The organism is Polynucleobacter aenigmaticus (assembly GCF_002206635.1).
Taxonomy (GTDB): Bacteria; Pseudomonadota; Gammaproteobacteria; order Burkholderiales; family Burkholderiaceae; genus Polynucleobacter; species Polynucleobacter aenigmaticus.
In genome coordinates this window covers 81,260-100,744 of the sequence record NZ_NGUO01000002.1, presented here as the reverse complement: position 1 = coordinate 100,744, position 19,485 = coordinate 81,260, and the positions used below count along the sequence as shown (strand labels likewise).

The window sequence follows — 19,485 nt, the reverse complement described above, 5'->3', positions numbered from 1 at the left end:
TATGAGCAGTCCTACACCTTCTTCTCCTGCAGCGATGCCACGTTGGCGCCAGTTCTGGGTATTGACTAAACCTCGCGTCACTCAGCTGGCTGTTTTCTGTGCCGTGATTGGGATGTTCTTGGCAACGCCAGGCATGGTTCCTTACCCCGTACTGATTGGCGGCATCGTGGGTATTTGGCTGCTGGCTGGCGCAGCTTTTGCTATGAACTGCTTAATTGAGCAGGCTGTAGATGCCAAGATGAAGCGTACTGCTTGGAGACCATCGGCAACCGGTGAAGTAACGCCTTTTCACATTACTATTTTTTCTATTGTTCTCGGTAGTTTGGGTGCGGTGATTTTGTGGAACTTCTGTAACCCATTAACGATGTGGCTCACGGTCGCAACCTTTGTTGGTTATGCCGTTATCTATACCTGGCTACTGAAGCCCGCAACCCCCCAGAACATCGTGATTGGCGGGCTCTCTGGCGCAATGCCACCTGCTTTAGGTTGGGCTGCGGTGACCAATGGTTTATCTGCTGAAGCATGGCTCTTAGTGCTCATTATTTTTGTTTGGACCCCGCCACACTTTTGGGCGCTGGCTTTATATCGTCGCGATGATTATGTGCAAAGCGGTTTACCGATGCTGCCGGTGACGCATGGCGAACGCTTCACGCTGCTTAATATTTTGCTGTACACCTTGATTCTGATTGCTGCTACCTTACTCCCTTACATTTACGGTATGAGTGGCATGGTGTATCTCATTTCTGCAATCATTCTGGGCTTCATATTCTTGGCTTATGCAATTGCCTTATTTGTCTCTTATAGTGATGCACTGGCGAAGAAGACTTTCCGATTTTCAATTACCTATTTATCGCTGTTGTTTGCAGCGCTGTTAATAGATCATTACTTCATTTGAGATGAGCATGAATTTATCAAAGCTAAGTTTCCGCGTTGCCCGCATTTTGATGGTGTCACTATTAGGCTTGACTGTACTTGCCTGTAGCCCAAAGGCTAGCTTCAAGAATGTCGACATTACGGGTGGTAAGGCGTTTGGCAATGACTTCAGTTTGCTTGATCCCGATGGCAATGTTAGAACGATGGCTGACTTTAAGGGCAAAGCAGTAGTCATGTTCTTTGGTTACACCCAGTGCCCAGATATTTGCCCGACGACACTCACTGAGATGCAACATGTCATGACTTTACTGGGTCCTCAGGCTGATAAGGTACAAGTTCTATTTGTAACAGTAGATCCAGATCGGGATACTGCGGCAATACTGAAGCAATATGTTCCCGCGTTTGATCCACGTTTCTTGGGCTTGCGTCCAGCGGATGAGGCGGCTTTGGAGAAAGTGACTAAGGACTTTAAGATTTATTACAAGAAGGTGCCTGGCACCAGCCCTAATTCATACACCATGGATCACACAGCAGGAAGCTACGCCTTTGACCCAGAGGGGCATCTGCGTCTTTATATCAAGCATGCGCAAGGTCCGGAAACCTTGGCGCAAGACTTGAAAGAGCTGCTGAAGTAAAAATTACGAAGTAACGGAAGTGTATTTAGGCCGCTTGCGCTTGTAAGAGGCCGCGCATCTTTTTGAGTGCAGAGGTCTCAATCTGACGGATGCGTTCTGCTGAGATACCGTACTCACTCGCGAGATCATGCAATGTTTTTGTCCCTTTACCATCCGCATCCATTGCCAACCAGCGTGATTGCACAATGTTACGGCTGCGCTCATCCAAAGCCATGAGGGCTTGATCAAGTTGGGGACCATGTAATGCATCAGTGGCAGCCGCAGCCATCATCTCAGTAGGCTCTTGGCTGTTGTCGGCCAACCATTGAATCGGCGCATAGGCTGACTCATCATCGCTGTCATCACCCTCTAGGGCAACATCACCGCCAGCAAGGCGCATTTCCATTTCTTTAACGTCAGAACCTTTGACATCAAGGGCCTTGGCTAGTGCCTCCACTTCATTTGGGGTGAGGGCGGCGAGAGTGGGCTTGTTGCTGCGTAAATTAAAGAACAACTTGCGCTGTGCTTTAGTCGTGGCAACTTTAACTAAGCGCCAATTCTTGAGAATGTACTCATGAATCTCTGCCTTAATCCAGTGAATGGCATAAGAGACTAAGCGTGCACCTTGATTGGGGTCGTAACGCTTAACGGCTTTCATGAGGCCGATATTGCCCTCTTGGATCAAGTCAGCATGAGGGATTCCATAGCCTAGATATTGGCGTGCAACAGACACCACCAGACGGAGGTGTGAAAGAACTAAAGTTTTCGCAGCATCCACATTTTCAGTGCGACGAAACTCCTGCGCTAGATGCAGTTCTTCTGCAGCGCTGAGCATGGGTACGCGATTAACGTACGCAATATAAGAGTCGAGCGTTCCAACCCCTAGGGAAGGCAACATCGGAAAGGCAAGCGAAGCCGCAGCAGTCTGCGCGGCCGGCAGTGTCTGCCTTGCTTGCAATTGCGGTTTATATGCTTTCTTTTGAACCATTTTTTTTATGCATTTCAGGTATGAATAAGAATCCATTTTAGCACTCTTGTCAAGAGAGTGCCAAGGGTTTTTTAATTCTATAAGTCTATGATTTAATTGAATAATTCTGACGAATATTGGGCGGCTGTGAAGGGGGCTAAGTCATCAATTCCCTCCCCTTTACCCAAGGCTAAAACTACTGGTTTTGGCCCGTTATTCAAGATATGGGCGAGTGCGCAAATCACTCCCCCTTTGGCGGTGCCGTCTAATTTAGTAACGATTAGAGCGCTAAGCCCTAAAGCTGCGTGAAACGCCTTCACCTGGCTTAAACCGTTTTGACCAGTATTGCCATCAAGAACCAGCAAAGTCTGGTGAGGCGCCCCAGGAAGGGCCTTGCCGATGACTCTTTTTACCTTCTTTAGTTCTTCCATTAAGTGATCTTGGGTGGCAAGTCGGCCAGCAGTATCAATAATCAGAATGTCATTATTGCGTGAAATCGCTGCATGAATGGCATCGTGAGCCACTGCTGCAGCGTCGCCACTCTCTTGCATGATGACGTCTACTTGGTTACGATCACCCCATTCAAGGAGCTGGTTCCGCGCTGCGGCCCTGAAGGTATCGCCCGCTGCCAGCAGAACGGATTTACCTTGTGACTGGAAGAGGCGGCAAAGCTTGCCGATCGTCGTGGTCTTGCCTGCACCATTGACGCCAATCACTAGCCAAACTTCAGGCACCGTCTTTTGTTCATGCACATATAAAGGATTGGGAATCGGCTCTAATGGTTTTAATAGGGTGGCAACTTCTTGAATCAATAACTTTTGAAGATCTTCTGGGCTATTGGCTTTTTCAGATTTAGCGGCCTTACGGAGTTTACTAATCAGTTGCTCAGTCGTAGGTAGGCCCACATCGCTAAGGATGAGAGATTCTTCTAGGGCATCAAACCAGGCTTCATCAGTCTGATTGGATTTAAATAGGGATCCGAGGGTTTTACGTAGGCCGAACATAATCGATACAATTTAATCCTTGCATCTTATCAATTTAATTCTTGGGATAGGTGATCTTACAGATGCGCTCTACTTTACTGCGTTTTTCTTTCTATTTGATGCTCTGTTGCCAGACCGCTTGGGCAGCCTCGGATGCTGGCACACCAAATACCCATGAGTTTCAACTTTCTAATGGACTCAAGCTCATCGTGCGCGAAGATCACCGAGCACCTACCGTTGCACATATGGTTTGGTATCGCGCCGGATCAATGGACGAAGTCAATGGCCGAACTGGTGTAGCTCATGTGCTTGAGCACATGATGTTTAAGGGTACAGACAAAGTAAAGTCAGGCGAATTCTCTCGCATGGTGGCTGCTGTTGGTGGGCGCGAGAATGCATTCACCTCACGTGATTACACAGCCTACTTTCAACAGGTTGAAAAATCCAAATTAGATGAAGTGATGAAGCTTGAGGCTGATCGGATGAGCAATCTCAATTTTGATGATGCCGAGTTCTTAAAAGAGATTCAGGTAGTGATGGAAGAGCGTCGTCTGCGCACCGAAGATAATCCCAGCAGCTTACTCAACGAATCCTTAATGGCCACTGCTTATATGAGCTCCCCCTATCGTCATCCAGTAGTCGGGTGGATGAATGATCTTGAGAATATGAAGGCGGCAGATGCGCGTGACTGGTATCGCAGTTGGTACAAGCCGAATAATGCAACTGTAGTGATTGCTGGTGATGTTGACCCAAAAGTAGTTTTACAAGTTGTAGAAAAATATTACGGGGCTGCTTCTGCAAGAGAGTTGCCGGTACGTAAGCCCCAGGTAGAGCCAACACAAAAAGGCATCAAGAAGGTGCAAGTAAAGGCGCCAGCGGATAGCGCCCAATTGGCTATGGCTTGGAAAGTGCCAAAACTTCAGCCTGGCAAATTGGATGACGATGAACCCTATGCCTTAGAGCTATTGGCAGCTGTACTAGATGGCTATGACAATGCCCGTCTAAATCGCACGCTTGTTAAGCAAGAGCGAGTGGTCAATGATGTAGGTGTTGGCTACGACATGATCTCCAGGGGCCCAGAATTATTTTTAATTAGCACTAGTATGGCCAAGGGCAAAACAGTCGAGCAAGCGGAAAGCAGTATTCGGAAGGCCCTAAAAGAAATTGTGGATCACGGAATCCTGGATTCAGAGTTAAAGCGCATCAAGGTACGCATTCTGTCGGAGCAGATTTATAAGCGCGACTCTATTTTTGGTCAAGCCATGGAAATTGGTAGCACTGAGATGGCGGGCTTCTCTTGGCGAGACATTGATGTGATGTTGGAGAGGATGCAAACCATCACTCCAGCCCAAGTTCAGGCGGTTTCTAAAAAATATTTAGTCGATAAAGGGCTGACCATTGCAGTCTTGGATCCACAGGCGCGCAAGTCTAGTGAGAGCAAGCAAGGAGACAATCGTGCCGTTAAATAAATTGATTAAGCAAGCCTATCTTGTAGCGGTATTGACAGCTGGATTACTCACATCTGCACATGCCATCTTACCCATTGAGAAGTTGGATTCTTATAAGGGTGCACAGGCCTATTTGGTTCAAACTAAAACTTTGCCTATGGTTGATATTGAGATCAGCATTGATGCAGGCGATCGCTATGATCCTGCAGCAAAGAGTGGCTTAGCAACTGTGGCCGGCCAGCTAATGAACTATGGCGCCAAGTCCAATACAGGTTTGCTTACAGAGGCGCAGATTGCCGATGAGATTGCGGACTTGGGTGCAAACCTTGGAGTCTCTGTCGGTGGTGAGCGCGCGACTATGCGCATACGGACCCTGAGCAGAAAAGATCTGCTCGATCGTGCTGTTCAATTAGCCTCAGCCATGTTGAGTGCACCTACTTACGATGCCAAGATCTTAGTGCGTGAGAAGCAAAGAATGACTACTGCTTTACTTGAGTCTGAGACTAAACCGGAGGCAGTACTAGAGCGCCGCTTTAGAAAATCAGTTTACGGAAATTATCCATTGGGTAATTCGCCATCTGTGCAGACTATTGCCAATATCAGTGCAACTGATTTGCAGCAATTCCACAAAGAGTTTTACCGTGGTGACAGAATGATTGTCAGCATTGTTGGCGATGTCAGTAAGGCTGAGGCTGCTGAAATAGTTCAGGGCTTATTGCAAAAAGTGCCTCAATCTGGCTCTCCTATCGCGAAGTTGCCAGAGTTCGAGCGTTCACCAGTAGAGCCCTTGAGTCAACGTGAGATGACTATTCCATTTGATTCTCAGCAAGCGCATATTGCCATGGGAATGACAGCGGTCACGCGCAGTAACCCCGATTACTTCCCCTTACTGGTCGGCAACTACATCCTGGGCGGCGGCGGCTTCGTTTCGAGATTGATGTCAGAAGTTCGTGAGCAGCGTGGACTGGCCTACAGTGTCTTTAGTTACTTTGCCCCTGGTAAGAATGCGGGGATATTTCAGGCTGGATTACAAACCAAGAATGATCAAGCTACCTTGGCGCTAGAAGTAATGAGCTCAACGATCGCACAATTTATTGTTAATGGACCTACACAAATTGAACTGGATGCTGCCAAAGCAAATTTGATGAATGGCTATCCATTAAGAATTGATAACAACCGCAAGTTACTGGATAACGTCTCATCAATTGCTTGGAATAATTTACCGCTCGATACGATGGAGGTGTGGACTAAGCAAGTGGAAGCAGTGAGCTTGGAGCAGGTAAAGGCGGCATTTCAAAAATATTTAGCCATGGATCGGATGAAGATTGTGGTTTTGGGGGCTAAAAATAAATAAGCTAGCCAAATCAGCGCATCTAGGAAAGCCAGGAAAGCGCTCTGATCCCCCCAAGAAAATTCGCATCATTGGGGGAGTTTGGCGTAGCCGCTTATTGAACGTTTTGGATCTGCCAGGTTTGCGTCCGAGCACGGATCGGGTTCGTGAGACATTATTTAATTGGTTGGGGCAGGATCTCACCGACTTGAACTGTTTGGATTTGTTCGCTGGAACGGGCGCTTTAGGTTTTGAGGCTGCTTCGCGACATGCCAATGCGGTGATCTTGTTGGAAAAAGATAAAAAAGCCCATGCAAATCTTCTGACCAATTTTGCCGCACTCCAATCTTCTCCGGCGCCTGGGGTAATTCAAATACTGCACAGAGATAGTTTGGAATTTTTAAAGCAACAGGCTGATCACTCTAGCAATTTGATTTTCATAGACCCACCATTTCAGGAAGAGGGCTTATTAAATCAAGCGCTTGCGGAGGCTGCCCGTGTATGCGATGACAGTGCTGGCGGGGGGATTTATGTAGAGTTTCCTGCAAGTCGCTCTCGTGATCAGATTGAGGCCCTAATGCCTAATTGGCATTGTGGAAAGTACTTAGAGGCTGGTCAGGTAAAAGCTTGTCTATTTCGCTCTAGAAGGGACTAAAATCTTGCCTGTAGCTGATAAAGCCTTAGGAGTGTTATGACTGTTGCTGTATACCCTGGAACATTTGATCCTTTTACTCGTGGTCACGAGGACTTGGTACGCCGTGCCTCTAGCATCTTCGGTGAACTGATTGTTGGTGTTGCTGATAGTCGTAGCAAGCACCCTTTCTTTAACTTGGAAGAGCGCATTGAAATCGCCAAAGAAGTTCTTGGTCATTATTCCAACGTCAAGATTGTTGGCTTCACAGGCCTCTTAAAAGACTTTGCCCGTCAGCATAATGCTCGTGTGATTGTGCGTGGCTTGCGCGCAGTATCGGATTTTGAATACGAGTTTCAGATGGCGGGTATGAACCGCTATTTATTGCCCGATGTAGAAACCTTGTTTTTGACGCCATCCGACCAGTATCAATTTATCTCTGGAACTTTTGTTCGTGAGATCGCTTTAATGGGCGGCGATGTCAGTAAATTTGTTTTCCCATCCGTAGAAAAGTGGCTGGTAAAAAAGATTGCGGCTGCCAATCAAAATAAAGTGTAAGGCTGGCAGACCAATAACATGGCTTTAATGATTACGGATGAATGCATCAACTGTGATGTGTGTGAGCCTGAATGTCCGAACGATGCCATTTATATGGGCCTGGAGATTTATGAGATTGATGCCAATAAGTGCACTGAATGTGTGGGTCACTACGATGCCCCCCAGTGTCAGCAAGTGTGCCCAGTCGACTGTATCCCGTTGAATCCTGCATTTCCAGAAAATCAAACGCAGTTATTGGTGAAGTATCAACTCTTAACTGCCGCCAAAAAAGCGCTAGCTAAATAACTCTTCAGAAATTCAGCGGCAATTAATTTGTTTTGGAATGCAATTCCAGCATCGCTGCTTGAGTATCACCCTTGAGAAACAAAGAAAGAATTTGCAAGCCATTTTCAATACTGGCTTCAATTTGTTTTTGTTCTGCCTGCAAGGGCCGTCTTAATACGTAGTCAGCCACATCCATCGGACGAGCGCCTTCCGCAGTAAGGTCGCGAGGGTGGCCGATGCCTAATCGTAAGCGCCAGTATTCAGGTGTGCTGAGGTGGGCTTGGATGTCTTTTAAGCCATTGTGTCCGCCAGTTCCGCCGCCAAGCTTGATGCGCGCCGTGCCGGGCTTGAGATCCAGCTCATCCTGCACCACCAACACATCTTGGGGTGTAATTTTGTGGAAGCGGCAAAGTGCCCCTACGGCCTGACCACTGAGATTCATATAGGTAGAGGGCTTTAGTAAGAAGAGATCTTCGCCACCCCATTTACCCTTCGCCACTTTTCCATGAAAGCGTTTTTCAGTTTCAAAGCGGGTGTTTAATTGCTTGGCGAGGGCGTCTACAAACCAGAAACCAGCGTTGTGCCGATCTTCTTTATGTTCATCGCCTGGGTTGCCGAGGCCAACAATTAATTTAGTCATATTCAGTGCTTAAGCATAAAAGTATTTCTGCAAAAAAGAAAACCCGCTATTCAGCGGGCCTTCTTTGTCGCAAAGATAAGGCTTAAATAATTAAGATTTATCTTTTGCAGCTTCAGCAGCAGGAGCTCCAGCAGCTGAAGGAGCAGCTTCAGTATCGGCAGATTTCACTGCTGGGATACGTGCGTTAGCTAATACTGGGTTTTCTTGCTCGATATGCAATACCAAGGAAACGCCTTTTGGTAATGTGATGTCTTTAGCATGAATACCATGACCAACTTCAATTTTGCTCAAGTCCACTTCAATGAACTCTGGCAAGTCTGCTGGTAAGCAAGACACTTCCAAATCAGTGGAGATGTGGCTAACTACAGCGCCTTGTAATTTCACTGCAGATGAAGTATCAGCATTGATGAAGTGCAATGGAACGCGCATGTGAACTTTCTCAGTCGCAGAAACGCGCTGGAAGTCGATATGCAGAACCAAAGGCTTAAATGGATGCATCTGGTAATCGCGTAACAACACTTTTTGTGCTTTGCCGCCGATTTCAAGATCAAGAATGGATGAGTGGAATGCTTCCTTACGGAGAGCATGGAATAGTGCGTTGTGATCCAACTCAATTACTGATACGGCGTCTTTACCGCCATAGATGATGCCCGGAGTTTTACCGGAGTTGCGCAGACGGCGGCTCGCACCCGTTCCCTGTACGCTTCTTTCAAAGGCTACTACTTTCATATCGAATTCCTAAAATTAAGGTTAATTTCCGTTCGCGACCAAACAGAAAAGCCTTTGATTATATCGTGGGAATAGCAGTTTTTGGCTAGAAGAGCCTCAAAACTATAAAAAACAGGGTTGTAAACGCTATTTTGGGCTTATTCGGCGAACATCGACATGACTGAATCACCCTTGCTAATGCGGGAAAGGGTCTCAGCTAGGATCGGGGCAACACTCAATTGGCGGATTTTGGCTACTTTCAGAGCTTCTGAAGTCAGTGGAATGGTGTCGGTAACGACTAATTCGTCTAACTCAGAAGCGGCAATACGTGCCACAGCACCACCAGAGAGAACAGCATGGGTGCAGTAGGCAGTAACGCCCTTGGCGCCACGCTCTTTTAGGGCCTCAGCAGCTTTACAGAGAGTGCCACCAGTATCAATGATGTCGTCCATGATCACGCAGTGACGGCCCTCTACTTCGCCAATCAGGTGCATTACTTCTGACACATTTGCTTTTGGGCGACGTTTATCAATAATTGCCAAATCTGTACCCAATTGCTTGGCCATTGCGCGGGCGCGAACAACGCCACCAATATCTGGCGAAACAATAAGGAGATCTTTTTGGGTCTTCTGAGCCTGAAGGTCAGCAAGCAATACTGGGGATGAATAGATGTTGTCTACCGGGATGTCAAAGAAGCCCTGAATTTGGTCAGCATGGAGATCCATGGTTAAAACACGCTCAACGCCGGCAACGGACTGAAGCATGTTTGCCACGATTCTGGCGGAGATCGCAACCCGAGCTGAGCGTGGGCGACGGTCTTGTCTAGCGTAACCGAAGTAAGGGATCACTGCGGTTATTCGGCCCGCAGAAGCTCGTTTGAGAGCATCAATCATGATCATAAGCTCCATCAAACTATCGTTCGTTGGAGCACAAGTAGATTGGATGACTACGACATTTTTACCGCGGACATTTTCTTGAATTTCTACCTGGATTTCACCATCGGAGAAGCGACCTACAAAAGCTTTTCCCATCGGGAGATTGAGCTCTTTGGCTACCGCATGGGCCAAAACCGGATTTGCATTGCCTGTGAAAAGAGTCAGTAAATCTGCGTTCATTGTGGCGGACATAGGGGATTTTGGAATTTTGGTAAGGGTCGAATGGATGTCTTTTGGTCGTATCTACAGTTGTTGGCAGGGGAAGAAGGATTCGAACCTTCGCATGCTGGAATCAAAATCCAGTGCCTTAACCAGCTTGGCGATTCCCCTACAGGTCAATCTGAAGAAATCAAATTGTAAGCGGGATTTTTATTTAGCCCTCGAACAATTCGACCTATCCATCCTTTTGGAAGATTTTGCAGAAGATTTTCCAGATTTGCGGTATCCGTCTTAGGGTCTAAGGCGGCAAATACGCTACTTCCAGAGCCGGACATGCAGGGCGCCGAGTTTGGCACTGCCTTGTAAATCCAATCTAATGCTTGCTTCACTTCAGGACAATTCTGCACCGCTACTGACTGACAATCGTTTGACTGAAATGACTTTGGCGATGCAAGAAAGCCTTCTATTGTAATCGGAGCGTGATCTCGGGTCAATTGAGGGTCTTGAAAAATCTGCGCAGTCGCGATGCCTTGATTTGGGAAGATCACCACAAAGTCTTGGATTTCCAAGGGGATTGCTTGCAATCTCTCCCCAACGCCCTCTACAAAGGCATTTTGACCAAAGATGAAAAATGGCACATCTGCCCCTAGTTTGAGGCCGAGTTGGCTCAAAGTGGGAGTATCGAGATGGAGATTCCAGAGGTAATTAAGCCCAATTAATGTGGAGGCGGCATCAGAAGACCCTCCACCCAGCCCAGCACCCATTGGGATCATTTTCTTTAGGCTAATTTCAATGCCATGATCAAGTTTGCAGAAATCTTTTAATAGTTGCGCTGCACGAACTACTAAATCTTGTTCTGGGGGCACGCCCGGAATGGGGTCGATGCGGCGAATAGTATTTTCTGGGATGCGCTTGAGTGTGAGGACATCGCACCAGTCAATCAGCTGAAAAACGGATTGAAGCAGGTGGTAACCATCTGCACGACGTCCAACAATATGCAAAAAGAGATTCAGCTTTGCTGGACAGCGAAGCTCTAAGGCAGCACTTTCAATCCTAACTTCACTCATTCGGCGTATCGAATACCAAGCGGATATCAATAGACCCGATATTAGAGCTACGAGTCATGGTGAGTTTTTCTAGTTGCTGAGTGTTACCCCAGTTGTAATTAAGGGTCCAGCCATCTTGCGTGATTTTGCTCACTTGCCCGTTTGCATTGCGCTCAATGCTGGCATTGCTGCCAGGACGAGTTTGTCCGCGCAACCAGTCGGATAAGCCACGAGCAGGCAGCGGAAGTCCTAACGCAGTATGAATCAAAGTGTCGGCATCAATCGCTGTAGTTAATTGACCATCTCGCTCCAGAATGGCCTCGCCAGGCTTAATCGTAATTTTGGCAATCGATCCACCAACAGGATTGCGAATTTCCAAAACATCAGTGAGCGCATCTTGGGTCAGGGTAAATCCACCTGAGCCACCCTGATTTCTGCTTTCGGTTAATCCAGTGACCTTTACAGCGAAACGACCATCCCATGAGCCTTTGAGGGCGGTATCCGCTACTGACCAATCTGGTTTCAAACGCTTCAAGGTTTCTTTGAGAGTAGGATTGTTGGCATCTAGTTGTTGCCCTTTACGCCACATATCTTCTGCTTCTATTGGGCGATTCATGACCCACAAGACTTCACCGATATGCGCAGCAATATCTGCCTCAGGCTTGATGTTGAAAGCTTGCTGGAGTTGTTCTAGTGCCAAGGCATTTTTGCCCATGCGAAAATTAACCCAACCAAGACTGTCCAAGATGAAGCCATCTCTAGGCGAGAGTTGATGTGCTTTGCTGATGAGCTTGAATGCCTCTGGCAATTTCTGATTGCGATCCGCTAATGAATAACCCAGTGCATTCAGACTATTCACATCATTCGGATTTTTGCGCAAAATCTCGCGCAAGGTTTTCTCCATGACATCGATGCGCCCTGATTTTTCAGCAGACATGGCGTAGGTGTAGAGAAGGCTAGGATCTTGTGGTTCTGGCTTTAGTGTCGAAACGATTTCGTAGAAAGCCCTTAATGCCTGAGTTTCATCACTTGCCTTGGCCAGTAGCGCCTGAATCTGCACCAAAGTATTTTCACGTTGTGCTGGAGTTTGCTGATTCAAAAGGGCGATGGCTGGTTTGACCGCATCTGACCAGCGCTGATTGAGGATCAGGAGAGTAACTAGGACTTCCTTGGGCTTGATCTGTTTGGGCCCTGCGAGGCCATCCCAGGTTTGGGCAGCTTGTAGCGCTAAATCCGGTGCGCCTGCCGTAATGGCAATCTCCATAGCCCTTTGCGCCAAGCGAGGGTCGTTCAACTGGCGAGCGAGCTCTAAATAGGTGCTGTAGGCAAGACCAGCTTCACCGCGTTGTAAAGCGATTTCAGAAGCTAGAACCTCAAATATGGCTTCACCACTATCTAGGCTACTGGTTTTGGCGATGGCATGATTAGAGAAAAGGCTGATGCCAAGTCCAGTTACGAGCAGTAAGGCCCATAAAGAGGGCTTTAGTGAAAATTTGGTCATAAGCACATTCTAATCTGCGAATCTACAATCCATTCATGCCAGAACTCCCAGAAGTCGAAGTTACCCGATTAGGTATCCAGCCGCACTTAGAAGGCCGGAAGCTGAGTGCGGTCAAGATTATTGACGGCCGCCTGCGTTGGCCAGTACCCAGTAATTTGGGTAAGTTTCTTCCTGGCCAAAAAGTCTTGGGTATAGAACGACGCGGAAAATATTTGTTGATGGAATTAGACGCCGGTTATCTTTTGCTGCATTTGGGTATGACGGGAACATTGCGGGTGCTCCCTAGTAGTGATCCGCTAAAGCCACATGATCGTGTGACATTTGAGTTTGACAAGTTAAGTCTGCGTTTGCATGATCCCCGGAAGTTTGGTGCTGTTTTATGGCACCCAAAATCCACGGGGCCGATTGAAAAAAATGCCCTCCTGCAAAAATTGGGAGTCGAACCTTTCTCACCAGAATTTTCGGGCGAACTTGGTGCGGAAGTGTTGTATCAAAAATCTCGCAACCGTCGTATCGCAGTGAAACAATTTCTTTTGGCAGGGCAAGCGGTAGTTGGTGTTGGCAATATCTATTGCTCCGAAAGCTTATTGGAGGCTGGCATTCATCCAGCAAAAGCTGCTGGAAAGTTAACAAGGCCGCAATGTTCGCGTTTGGCAAGCTCCGTAAGATCAATTTTGACAAAAGCGATTGCCGCTGGTGGTAGTTCTTTAAAAGACTTCGTCAATAGCGAAGGGGATCCCGGGCACTTCATGATGCAAACTAAAGTCTATGACCGTAAGGATCAACCCTGCAAGATTTGTAAAACAGCCATCAAGCAAATAGTGCAAGGTCAGCGCTCCACCTATTTTTGTCCCCAATGTCAGAAGCGCTAATTAAACACTTTGCCAAAAAACTTATTGCTTGGCATGGCGTGGATGGGCGCCAGGGCTTACCTTGGCAGAGTGTTCGCGATCCCTATGCAGTGTGGGTTTCGGAAATTATGTTGCAGCAAACTCAGGTGGCTACCGTCCTAGAGCGTTATCCACGTTTTATGAAACGTTTCCCGACGATAAAAAAGTTAGCTGCCGCTCCATTGGACGATGTCTTGGCTGAATGGGCTGGACTTGGTTATTACACTCGCGCTCGTAATTTGCATGCCTGTGCCAAGCAAGTCGTAGAAGCGTTTGGAGGCAAGTTTCCGAGCGACACTATCTTGCTTGAGCAATTAAAAGGCATTGGTAGGTCAACGGCAGGTGCAATCGCAGCCTTTGCATTTCATGAGCGGGCGCCGATTCTAGATGCTAATGTCAAACGTATTCTGGCGCGTCTGTTTGGCATAGAGGGCACTATTCAGGAAAAAGCAGTAAATGACCAGCTGTGGCTCTTGGCAAAAAAACTGCTTCCCAACAATGCTGCAGATATGCCGGTATACACGCAAGCCTTGATGGACTTTGGGGCCACCTGGTGCACTTCTCGTAAGCCAGTGTGTTTGACTGGAATAAAGCGATGCCCTTTTGCAAAAGATTGCCAGGCCAATTTAAGTGATCAAGTATTGGTATTGCCTCGCAAAGTAATTAAAGCAAAATCTCCTGAATTTGATTGCGACATGTTGTTGTTGCGACACGGCGATACTGTGCTGTTGCAAAAGCGTCCAGAAAAAGCAATTTGGGGTGGACTCTGGTCTTTGCCTGAGTCTGAGTGGAGAGCAAAAGAGAAAAATTTAGCTGGTCATGCGCAGAGAAGTGAGGCTTATTTGACTTCTAAGGACTTATTCAAGTTGGTGTTACCGAATGAAAAGACCTTTACTGCTCTGAAGAGCTGCAAGCCAATTGAACGAGGATTAGAGATTAAGCATATTTTTACTCATCGACGTTTATGGATGCAGATTTGGCATGTCTCTACGAGTGATGCTGTGAAATTGTCCGGTGGAGACTTGCAGTGGGTGTCGCTGCGTCAATTAGGTAAGTACGGTTTACCGCAACCGATTAAATTACTTTTGCAGGCATTGAGTCTAGTTCGCGGTGACGACTTAAGAAGTTGATTTGGAGTGCAGCCAAATCTCTTTTCGCCAAAAAATGCACAATGATTCGGCTAACAAGATAGACCGAGCGATGTTGTCCACCAGTACAACCAATAGCAACGGTGAGATAACTGCGACCATCCGCAATATAGTGGGGTAGCCATTTTTCAACAAACTGAATGATGTCACTTTCCATGCTGACCACCTCAGGAATTTTTTCTAAAAACTCTCTGACCGCTTGATCCTTTCCAGACAGAGGGCTCAAGGCTTTGTCATAGTGAGGATTCGGAAGGCAGCGTACATCAAATACAAGATCAGCTTCACTTGGCAAACCTCTTTTAAATCCAAAAGATTCAAAAATAACGGTGAGACCTTGAGGCTTATCTTTTAGAAGGTCCTGAATCCAGGAGCGCAATGCATGAGCAGGAAGGTTGCTGGTATCAATGCTATGGGCTTGCGTGCGCAAAGGCTCTAGGAGGCTACGTTCTTTATCAATCGCCTCAATGAGGGTGGCAGCTTGCGTCTGTTTGGTCTTGCCTGAGAGTGGGTGACGCCTGCGGGTTTCAGAGAAGCGCTGTATGAGTGTATTGGTATCTGCATTGAGGAAAACAACGCGCACTTGATGATTGCGCCGCAGGTTTTCTAAGATCTTGGGTAGCTCTGCAAGCGCTTGTCCGCGGCGCGCATCAATTGCTACTGCCACACGCTCACTCTTTTCATCTTCTAGTGTGGCGATGAGATTTTCTAGTAGGGTAACTGGGAGATTATCTACACAGTCATAGCCCGCGTCCTCAAAGGACCTCAGTGCAACCGATTTACCTGAGCCCGAGATGCCGGTAATCAGATTGATTTGCATATTAGAGGAGGCGACCCTGGGACTTGGTGGACTCTGCCTCGGCATTCATTTGTAAACGCTGGCGCTCAATAAATTCTTTTAGGGTATCAATGCCGCGCAATTGCAAAATGGTATTACGAACCGCTGCCTCAACTAGAACTGCTAAGTTGCGACCTGCAGCCACTTGAATTTTTACAGTTCTAATCTTGATGCCTAAAACATCAATATGCTGCGCTTCCAAAGGTAAACGCTCGAATTCACCATCATTACGGCGAACTAATTGCACGATTAAACGCAATTTTAATTTACGGCGCACGGCAGTTTCGCCAAAGATGGTGCGAATATCTAACAGACCCAGTCCGCGAACCTCTAGGAGGTTGCGCAAGATCACGGGGCAGCGACCTTCAATGTAATCGGGGCCAAGGCGGGAAAAATCTACCGCATCATCAGCCACTAAGCCGTGACCGCGAGAAATTAGCTCTAAGCCCAATTCGCTTTTGCCTAGCCCAGACTCACCCATGATTAAGACGCCTAAGCCCAGAATATCCATTAAAACGCCATGCATAGTGATCTGAGGGGCGCCAATCTTGGTGAGGTAAGTGCGGAGGTGATCAATAACCTCCGCAGCCAAAATGGCGGTTGTAAATAGGGGTGTTGATGATCTTTGGCAAAAGAGCTGTAGATCAGGGTCAGCCGCTTTACCATCCGCCACAATCACACAAGGCGGCGTCTTTGAAATCAAGCTGGAGATTTGCTCCTGCTTTTGCTTTGGCTCGAGTTGGGCGTGGTAGTCGACCTCTTGCTCACCAAAAATTTGAATCCTGCTTGGATGAATTAGATTTAAGTGGCCAACTAAGTCTGAGCTGGCTGCGGCTGCTTTAACAGCCTCTGGAGGAAAAGTGCGATCCGCACCTTCGAGGCCACCAATCCAAGAGAGCTTTAAGTCAGAGACATTGTCATCAAAGATCTGCTGGGCGGTAACACCTTCCAGGAGTAAGGGCTGGATTGTCAAACGGAGCCCCACGTTTGTAAAAGCTGGCACACCTTCTCTGGGCTATCTTCCGACGCTAGTGACTTACGAGTCTCTTGGTCTGATAAGAGCTGTGCAATTGAGGACAAAATTTCTAGATGTTGTTGGGTGGCTTTTTCAGGAACGAGTAAAAAAATCAGAATAGAGACGGCTTCGCCATCGGGCGCGGCAAATTCAATCGGCTCTTTTAGTTTCAAAAATGCTGCAATAGGGTGCTTAAGTCCTTTTACGCGACCGTGCGGGATAGCAACACCAGCGCCCAGGGCGGTGGAGCCCAGGTCTTCGCGGGCATTTAAGAAGCCAACAATCGCATCAGCCTCAAGGCCTGCTTGCTTGGAAAATAACTCCCCTACGGCCGCAAATGCCTCGGCCCGATTTGCGGCGGGACTATCAAGGGCAATGCGGTCGAGGGTAAAAAGATCAGTCAGGGCATTCATGTCAATTGATTATAGGTGCCCTGACGCCAGGGATTACTCAAAATGCTTGTCGTGGTAATGATCTTGGATCTTTTCTTTGTGTTTCACCACTTGACGCTCAAGTTTATCGACCACCGCATCCATGGCATGGTAGAGATCGGCGTTGTGCGCCTCTGCAAAGAGTTCCTTGCCTTTAAGATGAATAGTGATCTCGGCAGCTTGACGAAGATTTTTTTCTTTAGCGTTATCAACAATCAAAAATGCGGAGGCATCGAGGACGTGATCAAAGTGTTTACGAATTTTGGCTAAGCCAGTTTCGAGGTGAGTACGCATAGCTGGGGTAACTTCGACATGACGACTATTAATTTTTAAATTCATCAGCAGCTCCTATTCATGGCAAAACAAAATGCATGCGCAAATAATTACCCAGGGTGCGCAGCGGGCCCCTGTAAAGTTGTACTTGTTTATATGGAAATGCAATTCATGAGCCTCCAGCGTATCAGCGATTTTGCTGAAAACCAAGGGGGCAGATCACTTTTATTTAATAAATATTCGAAAAACTCTGAATATTTACATGCGGAAGTTTTCACCCAGGTAGACTCTTCTAACGGCATCGTTCTCAATGATTTGATCTGGCTTACCTTCCGCCAGAACGCTACCTTCGCTGATGATGTAGGCATGATCACAAATACCTAAAGTTTCTCGAACATTATGGTCGGTGATCAGGACGCCAATTTGACGGTCTCGTAAGAAGCGCACGATCCGCTGGATTTCTCCGACTGCAATAGGGTCAACACCAGCAAATGGCTCATCTAGCAAAATGAACTTAGGTTGGGATGCTAAGGCTCTAGCAATTTCAACACGTCGACGTTCTCCGCCAGATAAGGATAGGGCTGGGTTATTACGCAGATGACTAATTTGAAGTTCGCCTAAGAGCTCATCTAAGCGGTGTGCAATTTCAGCCTTGCTTAAAGGCTTGCCACCCTGAACTTGAAGCTCGAGTACAGCCTGAATATTTTCCGCTACATTGAGTTTTCTAAAAACGGAAGCTTCTTGTGGGAGGTAGGACAAACCCATACGAGCTCGCTCATGAATGGGGAGGCGGGTGATATCAGTGCCATCCAAAACAATGCTACCGCCGTCCAGTGGAACTAGGCCAACAATCATGTAAAAAGAGGTTGTTTTGCCAGCACCATTTGGCCCTAAGAGCCCAACCACTTCGCCGCACTTTACTTCTACCGAAACATCTCGCACCACCGTGCGGGACCCGTAGCGCTTTTGAAGATGTTGAGCGCTTAAGGTTGCCGGTTTGTGACTACCGCTGGAATCCGTGATCATTTTTCTAGTGTAGCTTTTCTTCTTGGTGAAAGGATGGCTCTAGCCAGCGGTAGGTCATCTGGCTTGGCATCTGTGGGTGGGGAGACCCGATAGTATTGCTTAACATCGTCATACTCAATTTTCCAGCCGCGTAATTGATCTAGCATTTGCATATTATGAAGGCGCTTCAAATTAGCATCCCCAGTCAGGGTCAGGAGCTCAGTCTTTGCGTTGTAAGTCACAGTTTGCCCACGACCCTGCATGAACTCATTAGCTGGCCCCTCGCGTCTTTGTCTAAAGCTGGCGGTAGATTCAGGATTGCCTTGAACATCAACGTATTCATAACCTTCGGGATCAACCTTGATGTTGCCTTTCTCACCAGTAATCAGAATGCTACCTTTGGTTAGGAGCACCTCACCATCAAGTTCATAAATTTGCCGAACATCATTTACTGAGACCTTCTCGGCCTCCAAAATAATCGGTTTATCTTGATCTGCCTTTTCAGCATGAGCCACTGTCATCATGCAAGCAGCTAAGGCCACAGTCGAGATAATGAGTTGACGCAAGAAATTGAAGCGCTCATGAATCATGGTTGCGCTCTCGGTTGTATGCGCTCGATACGACCTCTTACTTGCCCTGATAAAACCATGCTCTGTTCGATGTTATTAAATACGCCACCCTCGGTTGAGTGCATGATAGATATGCCCTGCTCAAGCGTAATGGGTTTATCCGTTTCAATAATGTCATCGTTAATAAGTACCTTGAAATAAGAAGAACGCGCGAGCATGCGCGGTCTTGCAGGCTCAGTCGATGATGCAGCTTGGGGCGGCCTAAAAATTTCTGCGTTATTAATCAAATCCAAAATAGTGAGGTCACCATCTAAATGCCCTATATCTGCTTTGACGGTGACTGGCGCTTTTTCAGGCGGGAACAGGCGCATACGTGGCGTTTCAATATCAATTGAGGCGTCATCATCGTAGTGAGTCACCTTCTTGCCCAATACTCGATATTTAGTATTGCCAAATTCATCTAGGGCGGATAGCGCACCATTCGTAATGGTGTAATCAGGCTCGTGTAAACGCACTCGTTCGATAGCAGATTTTTCCGCCGGCGTATTTTTCTTGACCAACCAAAACGTAACGAGAGTGAGCGTACCCATCAAGATCAAAGGCATGAGGCGCAATAGGACTCGCCATATGCTCAGTTTGATTTTTTTGGGGTTGAGTTGCAT

23 protein-coding genes and 1 tRNA gene are annotated in these 19,485 nt (G+C 47.3%); 9 read left to right on the top strand and 15 right to left on the bottom strand.

Features of this window, described 5'->3' with window-relative positions; all coding sequences use genetic code 11:
- Position 1 precedes the first annotated feature (1 nt).
- Together cyoE and CBI30_RS01080 are read left to right on the top strand one after the other, a co-directional pair.
- On the top strand, positions 2 to 895 hold the full coding sequence (gene cyoE, locus CBI30_RS01085; protein WP_088526498.1) for a heme o synthase: 894 nt from the start codon (positions 2 to 4) through the stop codon (positions 893 to 895).
- Positions 896 to 944: 49 nt separating this feature from the next.
- Entirely contained in the window at positions 945 to 1,508 is a 564-nt protein-coding gene (locus CBI30_RS01080) for an SCO family protein (RefSeq protein WP_420812033.1), read from the top strand.
- A 25-nt stretch (positions 1,509 to 1,533) separates the two neighbouring features.
- Here the strand turns inward: CBI30_RS01080 and rpoH are convergent, their stop codons facing one another.
- Entirely contained in the window at positions 1,534 to 2,475 is a 942-nt protein-coding gene (gene rpoH, locus CBI30_RS01075; protein ID WP_088526496.1) for an RNA polymerase sigma factor RpoH, read from the bottom strand.
- A 92-nt stretch (positions 2,476 to 2,567) separates the two neighbouring features.
- The gene (gene ftsY / locus CBI30_RS01070) at positions 2,568 to 3,458 is read right to left on the bottom strand and encodes a signal recognition particle-docking protein FtsY (protein WP_088526495.1); all 891 of its coding nucleotides are present in this window, start codon (positions 3,456 to 3,458) and stop codon (positions 2,568 to 2,570) included.
- Between the two features lie 62 nt (positions 3,459 to 3,520).
- On the opposite strand from ftsY, the gene CBI30_RS01065 reads away from it, so the two are divergent.
- From CBI30_RS01065 to CBI30_RS01045, 5 genes are read left to right on the top strand one after another with little or no spacing between them, the layout of a single operon-like run.
- Positions 3,521 to 4,906 (top strand): M16 family metallopeptidase, encoded by a 1,386-nt coding sequence (locus CBI30_RS01065; RefSeq protein WP_088526494.1) that lies wholly within the window; start codon positions 3,521 to 3,523, stop codon positions 4,904 to 4,906.
- A complete protein-coding gene (locus CBI30_RS01060) occupies positions 4,893 to 6,239 on the top strand; it encodes a M16 family metallopeptidase (protein ID WP_240553456.1) in 1,347 nt (448 codons plus the stop codon). Before CBI30_RS01065 ends, CBI30_RS01060 begins: the two co-directional genes overlap by 14 nt.
- The gene (rsmD, locus tag CBI30_RS01055; RefSeq protein ID WP_088526493.1) at positions 6,211 to 6,870 is read left to right on the top strand and encodes a 16S rRNA (guanine(966)-N(2))-methyltransferase RsmD; all 660 of its coding nucleotides are present in this window, start codon (positions 6,211 to 6,213) and stop codon (positions 6,868 to 6,870) included. The genes CBI30_RS01060 and rsmD overlap by 29 nt, the downstream gene beginning before the upstream one ends.
- Positions 6,871 to 6,906: 36 nt before the next feature.
- Positions 6,907 to 7,404 carry a pantetheine-phosphate adenylyltransferase gene (gene coaD, locus CBI30_RS01050; RefSeq protein WP_088526492.1) on the top strand — a complete coding sequence of 166 codons (498 nt, stop codon included), beginning with the start codon at positions 6,907 to 6,909 and terminating at the stop codon, positions 7,402 to 7,404.
- An 18-nt stretch (positions 7,405 to 7,422) separates the two neighbouring features.
- Positions 7,423 to 7,689 carry a YfhL family 4Fe-4S dicluster ferredoxin gene (locus CBI30_RS01045; RefSeq protein ID WP_088526491.1) on the top strand — a complete coding sequence of 89 codons (267 nt, stop codon included), beginning with the start codon at positions 7,423 to 7,425 and terminating at the stop codon, positions 7,687 to 7,689.
- A 22-nt stretch (positions 7,690 to 7,711) separates the two neighbouring features.
- Here CBI30_RS01045 and pth read toward each other — a convergent pair whose 3' ends face one another.
- From pth to CBI30_RS01015, 6 genes are all read right to left on the bottom strand, one after another.
- A complete protein-coding gene (gene pth, locus CBI30_RS01040; RefSeq protein ID WP_088526490.1) occupies positions 7,712 to 8,308 on the bottom strand; it encodes an aminoacyl-tRNA hydrolase in 597 nt (198 codons plus the stop codon).
- Positions 8,309 to 8,398: 90 nt separating this feature from the next.
- Positions 8,399 to 9,037, bottom strand: coding sequence for a 50S ribosomal protein L25/general stress protein Ctc (locus tag CBI30_RS01035; RefSeq protein WP_088526489.1), 639 nt, complete (start codon positions 9,035 to 9,037; stop codon positions 8,399 to 8,401).
- A gap of 137 nt (positions 9,038 to 9,174) precedes the next feature.
- Complete coding sequence (locus CBI30_RS01030) at positions 9,175 to 10,143, bottom strand: ribose-phosphate pyrophosphokinase (protein ID WP_088526488.1); 969 nt, start codon at positions 10,141 to 10,143, stop codon at positions 9,175 to 9,177.
- A gap of 61 nt (positions 10,144 to 10,204) precedes the next feature.
- Positions 10,205 to 10,281: transfer RNA gene (locus CBI30_RS01025), tRNA-Gln, on the bottom strand.
- Positions 10,282 to 10,286: 5 nt separating this feature from the next.
- Positions 10,287 to 11,177 (bottom strand): 4-(cytidine 5'-diphospho)-2-C-methyl-D-erythritol kinase, encoded by an 891-nt coding sequence (gene ispE / locus CBI30_RS01020; RefSeq protein ID WP_088526487.1) that lies wholly within the window; start codon positions 11,175 to 11,177, stop codon positions 10,287 to 10,289.
- Entirely contained in the window at positions 11,170 to 12,657 is a 1,488-nt protein-coding gene (locus tag CBI30_RS01015; RefSeq protein ID WP_088526486.1) for a lipoprotein insertase outer membrane protein LolB, read from the bottom strand. The genes ispE and CBI30_RS01015 overlap by 8 nt, the downstream gene beginning before the upstream one ends.
- A gap of 35 nt (positions 12,658 to 12,692) precedes the next feature.
- On the opposite strand from CBI30_RS01015, the gene mutM reads away from it, so the two are divergent.
- A complete protein-coding gene (gene mutM, locus CBI30_RS01010) occupies positions 12,693 to 13,529 on the top strand; it encodes a bifunctional DNA-formamidopyrimidine glycosylase/DNA-(apurinic or apyrimidinic site) lyase (RefSeq protein ID WP_088526485.1) in 837 nt (278 codons plus the stop codon).
- Positions 13,514 to 14,677 carry an A/G-specific adenine glycosylase gene (mutY, locus tag CBI30_RS01005; RefSeq protein WP_088526484.1) on the top strand — a complete coding sequence of 388 codons (1,164 nt, stop codon included), beginning with the start codon at positions 13,514 to 13,516 and terminating at the stop codon, positions 14,675 to 14,677. Before mutM ends, mutY begins: the two co-directional genes overlap by 16 nt.
- Here mutY and rapZ read toward each other — a convergent pair.
- The 7 genes from rapZ to lptC all read right to left on the bottom strand — a co-directional run bounded on the left by rapZ (position 14,622) and on the right by lptC (position 19,485).
- Entirely contained in the window at positions 14,622 to 15,512 is an 891-nt protein-coding gene (rapZ, locus tag CBI30_RS01000) for an RNase adapter RapZ (protein ID WP_088526483.1), read from the bottom strand. The genes mutY and rapZ overlap by 56 nt on opposite strands.
- A 1-nt stretch (position 15,513) precedes the next feature.
- Positions 15,514 to 16,482: an HPr(Ser) kinase/phosphatase gene (gene hprK / locus CBI30_RS00995; protein WP_370652575.1), complete on the bottom strand. Its 969-nt coding sequence runs from the start codon at positions 16,480 to 16,482 to the stop codon at positions 15,514 to 15,516.
- A gap of 17 nt (positions 16,483 to 16,499) precedes the next feature.
- On the bottom strand, positions 16,500 to 16,958 hold the full coding sequence (locus CBI30_RS00990) for a PTS sugar transporter subunit IIA (RefSeq protein WP_088526482.1): 459 nt from the start codon (positions 16,956 to 16,958) through the stop codon (positions 16,500 to 16,502).
- Positions 16,959 to 16,991: 33 nt separating this feature from the next.
- Positions 16,992 to 17,315: a ribosome hibernation-promoting factor, HPF/YfiA family gene (hpf, locus tag CBI30_RS00985; protein ID WP_088526481.1), complete on the bottom strand. Its 324-nt coding sequence runs from the start codon at positions 17,313 to 17,315 to the stop codon at positions 16,992 to 16,994.
- A 192-nt stretch (positions 17,316 to 17,507) separates the two neighbouring features.
- Complete coding sequence (gene lptB, locus CBI30_RS00980; protein ID WP_088526480.1) at positions 17,508 to 18,275, bottom strand: LPS export ABC transporter ATP-binding protein; 768 nt, start codon at positions 18,273 to 18,275, stop codon at positions 17,508 to 17,510.
- Complete coding sequence (gene lptA / locus CBI30_RS00975; protein WP_088526479.1) at positions 18,272 to 18,844, bottom strand: lipopolysaccharide transport periplasmic protein LptA; 573 nt, start codon at positions 18,842 to 18,844, stop codon at positions 18,272 to 18,274. The genes lptB and lptA overlap by 4 nt, the downstream gene beginning before the upstream one ends.
- Complete coding sequence (lptC, locus tag CBI30_RS00970) at positions 18,841 to 19,485, bottom strand: LPS export ABC transporter periplasmic protein LptC (RefSeq protein WP_088526478.1); 645 nt, start codon at positions 19,483 to 19,485, stop codon at positions 18,841 to 18,843. Before lptC ends, lptA begins: the two co-directional genes overlap by 4 nt.

Coding starts and splice junctions, on each gene's coding strand:
- cyoE (WP_088526498.1), top strand. CDS start 2: ATGAGCAGTCCTACACCTTCTTCTCCTGCAGCGATGCCACGTTGGCGC.
- CBI30_RS01080 (WP_420812033.1), top strand. CDS start 945: ATGGTGTCACTATTAGGCTTGACTGTACTTGCCTGTAGCCCAAAGGCT.
- rpoH (WP_088526496.1), bottom strand. CDS start 2,475: ATGGTTCAAAAGAAAGCATATAAACCGCAATTGCAAGCAAGGCAGACA.
- ftsY (WP_088526495.1), bottom strand. CDS start 3,458: ATGTTCGGCCTACGTAAAACCCTCGGATCCCTATTTAAATCCAATCAG.
- CBI30_RS01065 (WP_088526494.1), top strand. CDS start 3,521: ATGCGCTCTACTTTACTGCGTTTTTCTTTCTATTTGATGCTCTGTTGC.
- coaD (WP_088526492.1), top strand. CDS start 6,907: ATGACTGTTGCTGTATACCCTGGAACATTTGATCCTTTTACTCGTGGT.
- CBI30_RS01045 (WP_088526491.1), top strand. CDS start 7,423: ATGGCTTTAATGATTACGGATGAATGCATCAACTGTGATGTGTGTGAG.
- pth (WP_088526490.1), bottom strand. CDS start 8,308: ATGACTAAATTAATTGTTGGCCTCGGCAACCCAGGCGATGAACATAAA.
- CBI30_RS01035 (WP_088526489.1), bottom strand. CDS start 9,037: ATGAAAGTAGTAGCCTTTGAAAGAAGCGTACAGGGAACGGGTGCGAGC.
- CBI30_RS01030 (WP_088526488.1), bottom strand. CDS start 10,143: ATGTCCGCCACAATGAACGCAGATTTACTGACTCTTTTCACAGGCAAT.
- ispE (WP_088526487.1), bottom strand. CDS start 11,177: ATGAGTGAAGTTAGGATTGAAAGTGCTGCCTTAGAGCTTCGCTGTCCA.
- CBI30_RS01015 (WP_088526486.1), bottom strand. CDS start 12,657: ATGACCAAATTTTCACTAAAGCCCTCTTTATGGGCCTTACTGCTCGTA.
- mutM (WP_088526485.1), top strand. CDS start 12,693: ATGCCAGAACTCCCAGAAGTCGAAGTTACCCGATTAGGTATCCAGCCG.
- mutY (WP_088526484.1), top strand. CDS start 13,514: ATGTCAGAAGCGCTAATTAAACACTTTGCCAAAAAACTTATTGCTTGG.
- rapZ (WP_088526483.1), bottom strand. CDS start 15,512: ATGCAAATCAATCTGATTACCGGCATCTCGGGCTCAGGTAAATCGGTT.
- CBI30_RS00990 (WP_088526482.1), bottom strand. CDS start 16,958: ATGAATGCCCTGACTGATCTTTTTACCCTCGACCGCATTGCCCTTGAT.
- hpf (WP_088526481.1), bottom strand. CDS start 17,315: ATGAATTTAAAAATTAATAGTCGTCATGTCGAAGTTACCCCAGCTATG.
- lptB (WP_088526480.1), bottom strand. CDS start 18,275: ATGATCACGGATTCCAGCGGTAGTCACAAACCGGCAACCTTAAGCGCT.
- lptA (WP_088526479.1), bottom strand. CDS start 18,844: ATGATTCATGAGCGCTTCAATTTCTTGCGTCAACTCATTATCTCGACT.
- lptC (WP_088526478.1), bottom strand. CDS start 19,485: ATGCAACTCAACCCCAAAAAAATCAAACTGAGCATATGGCGAGTCCTA.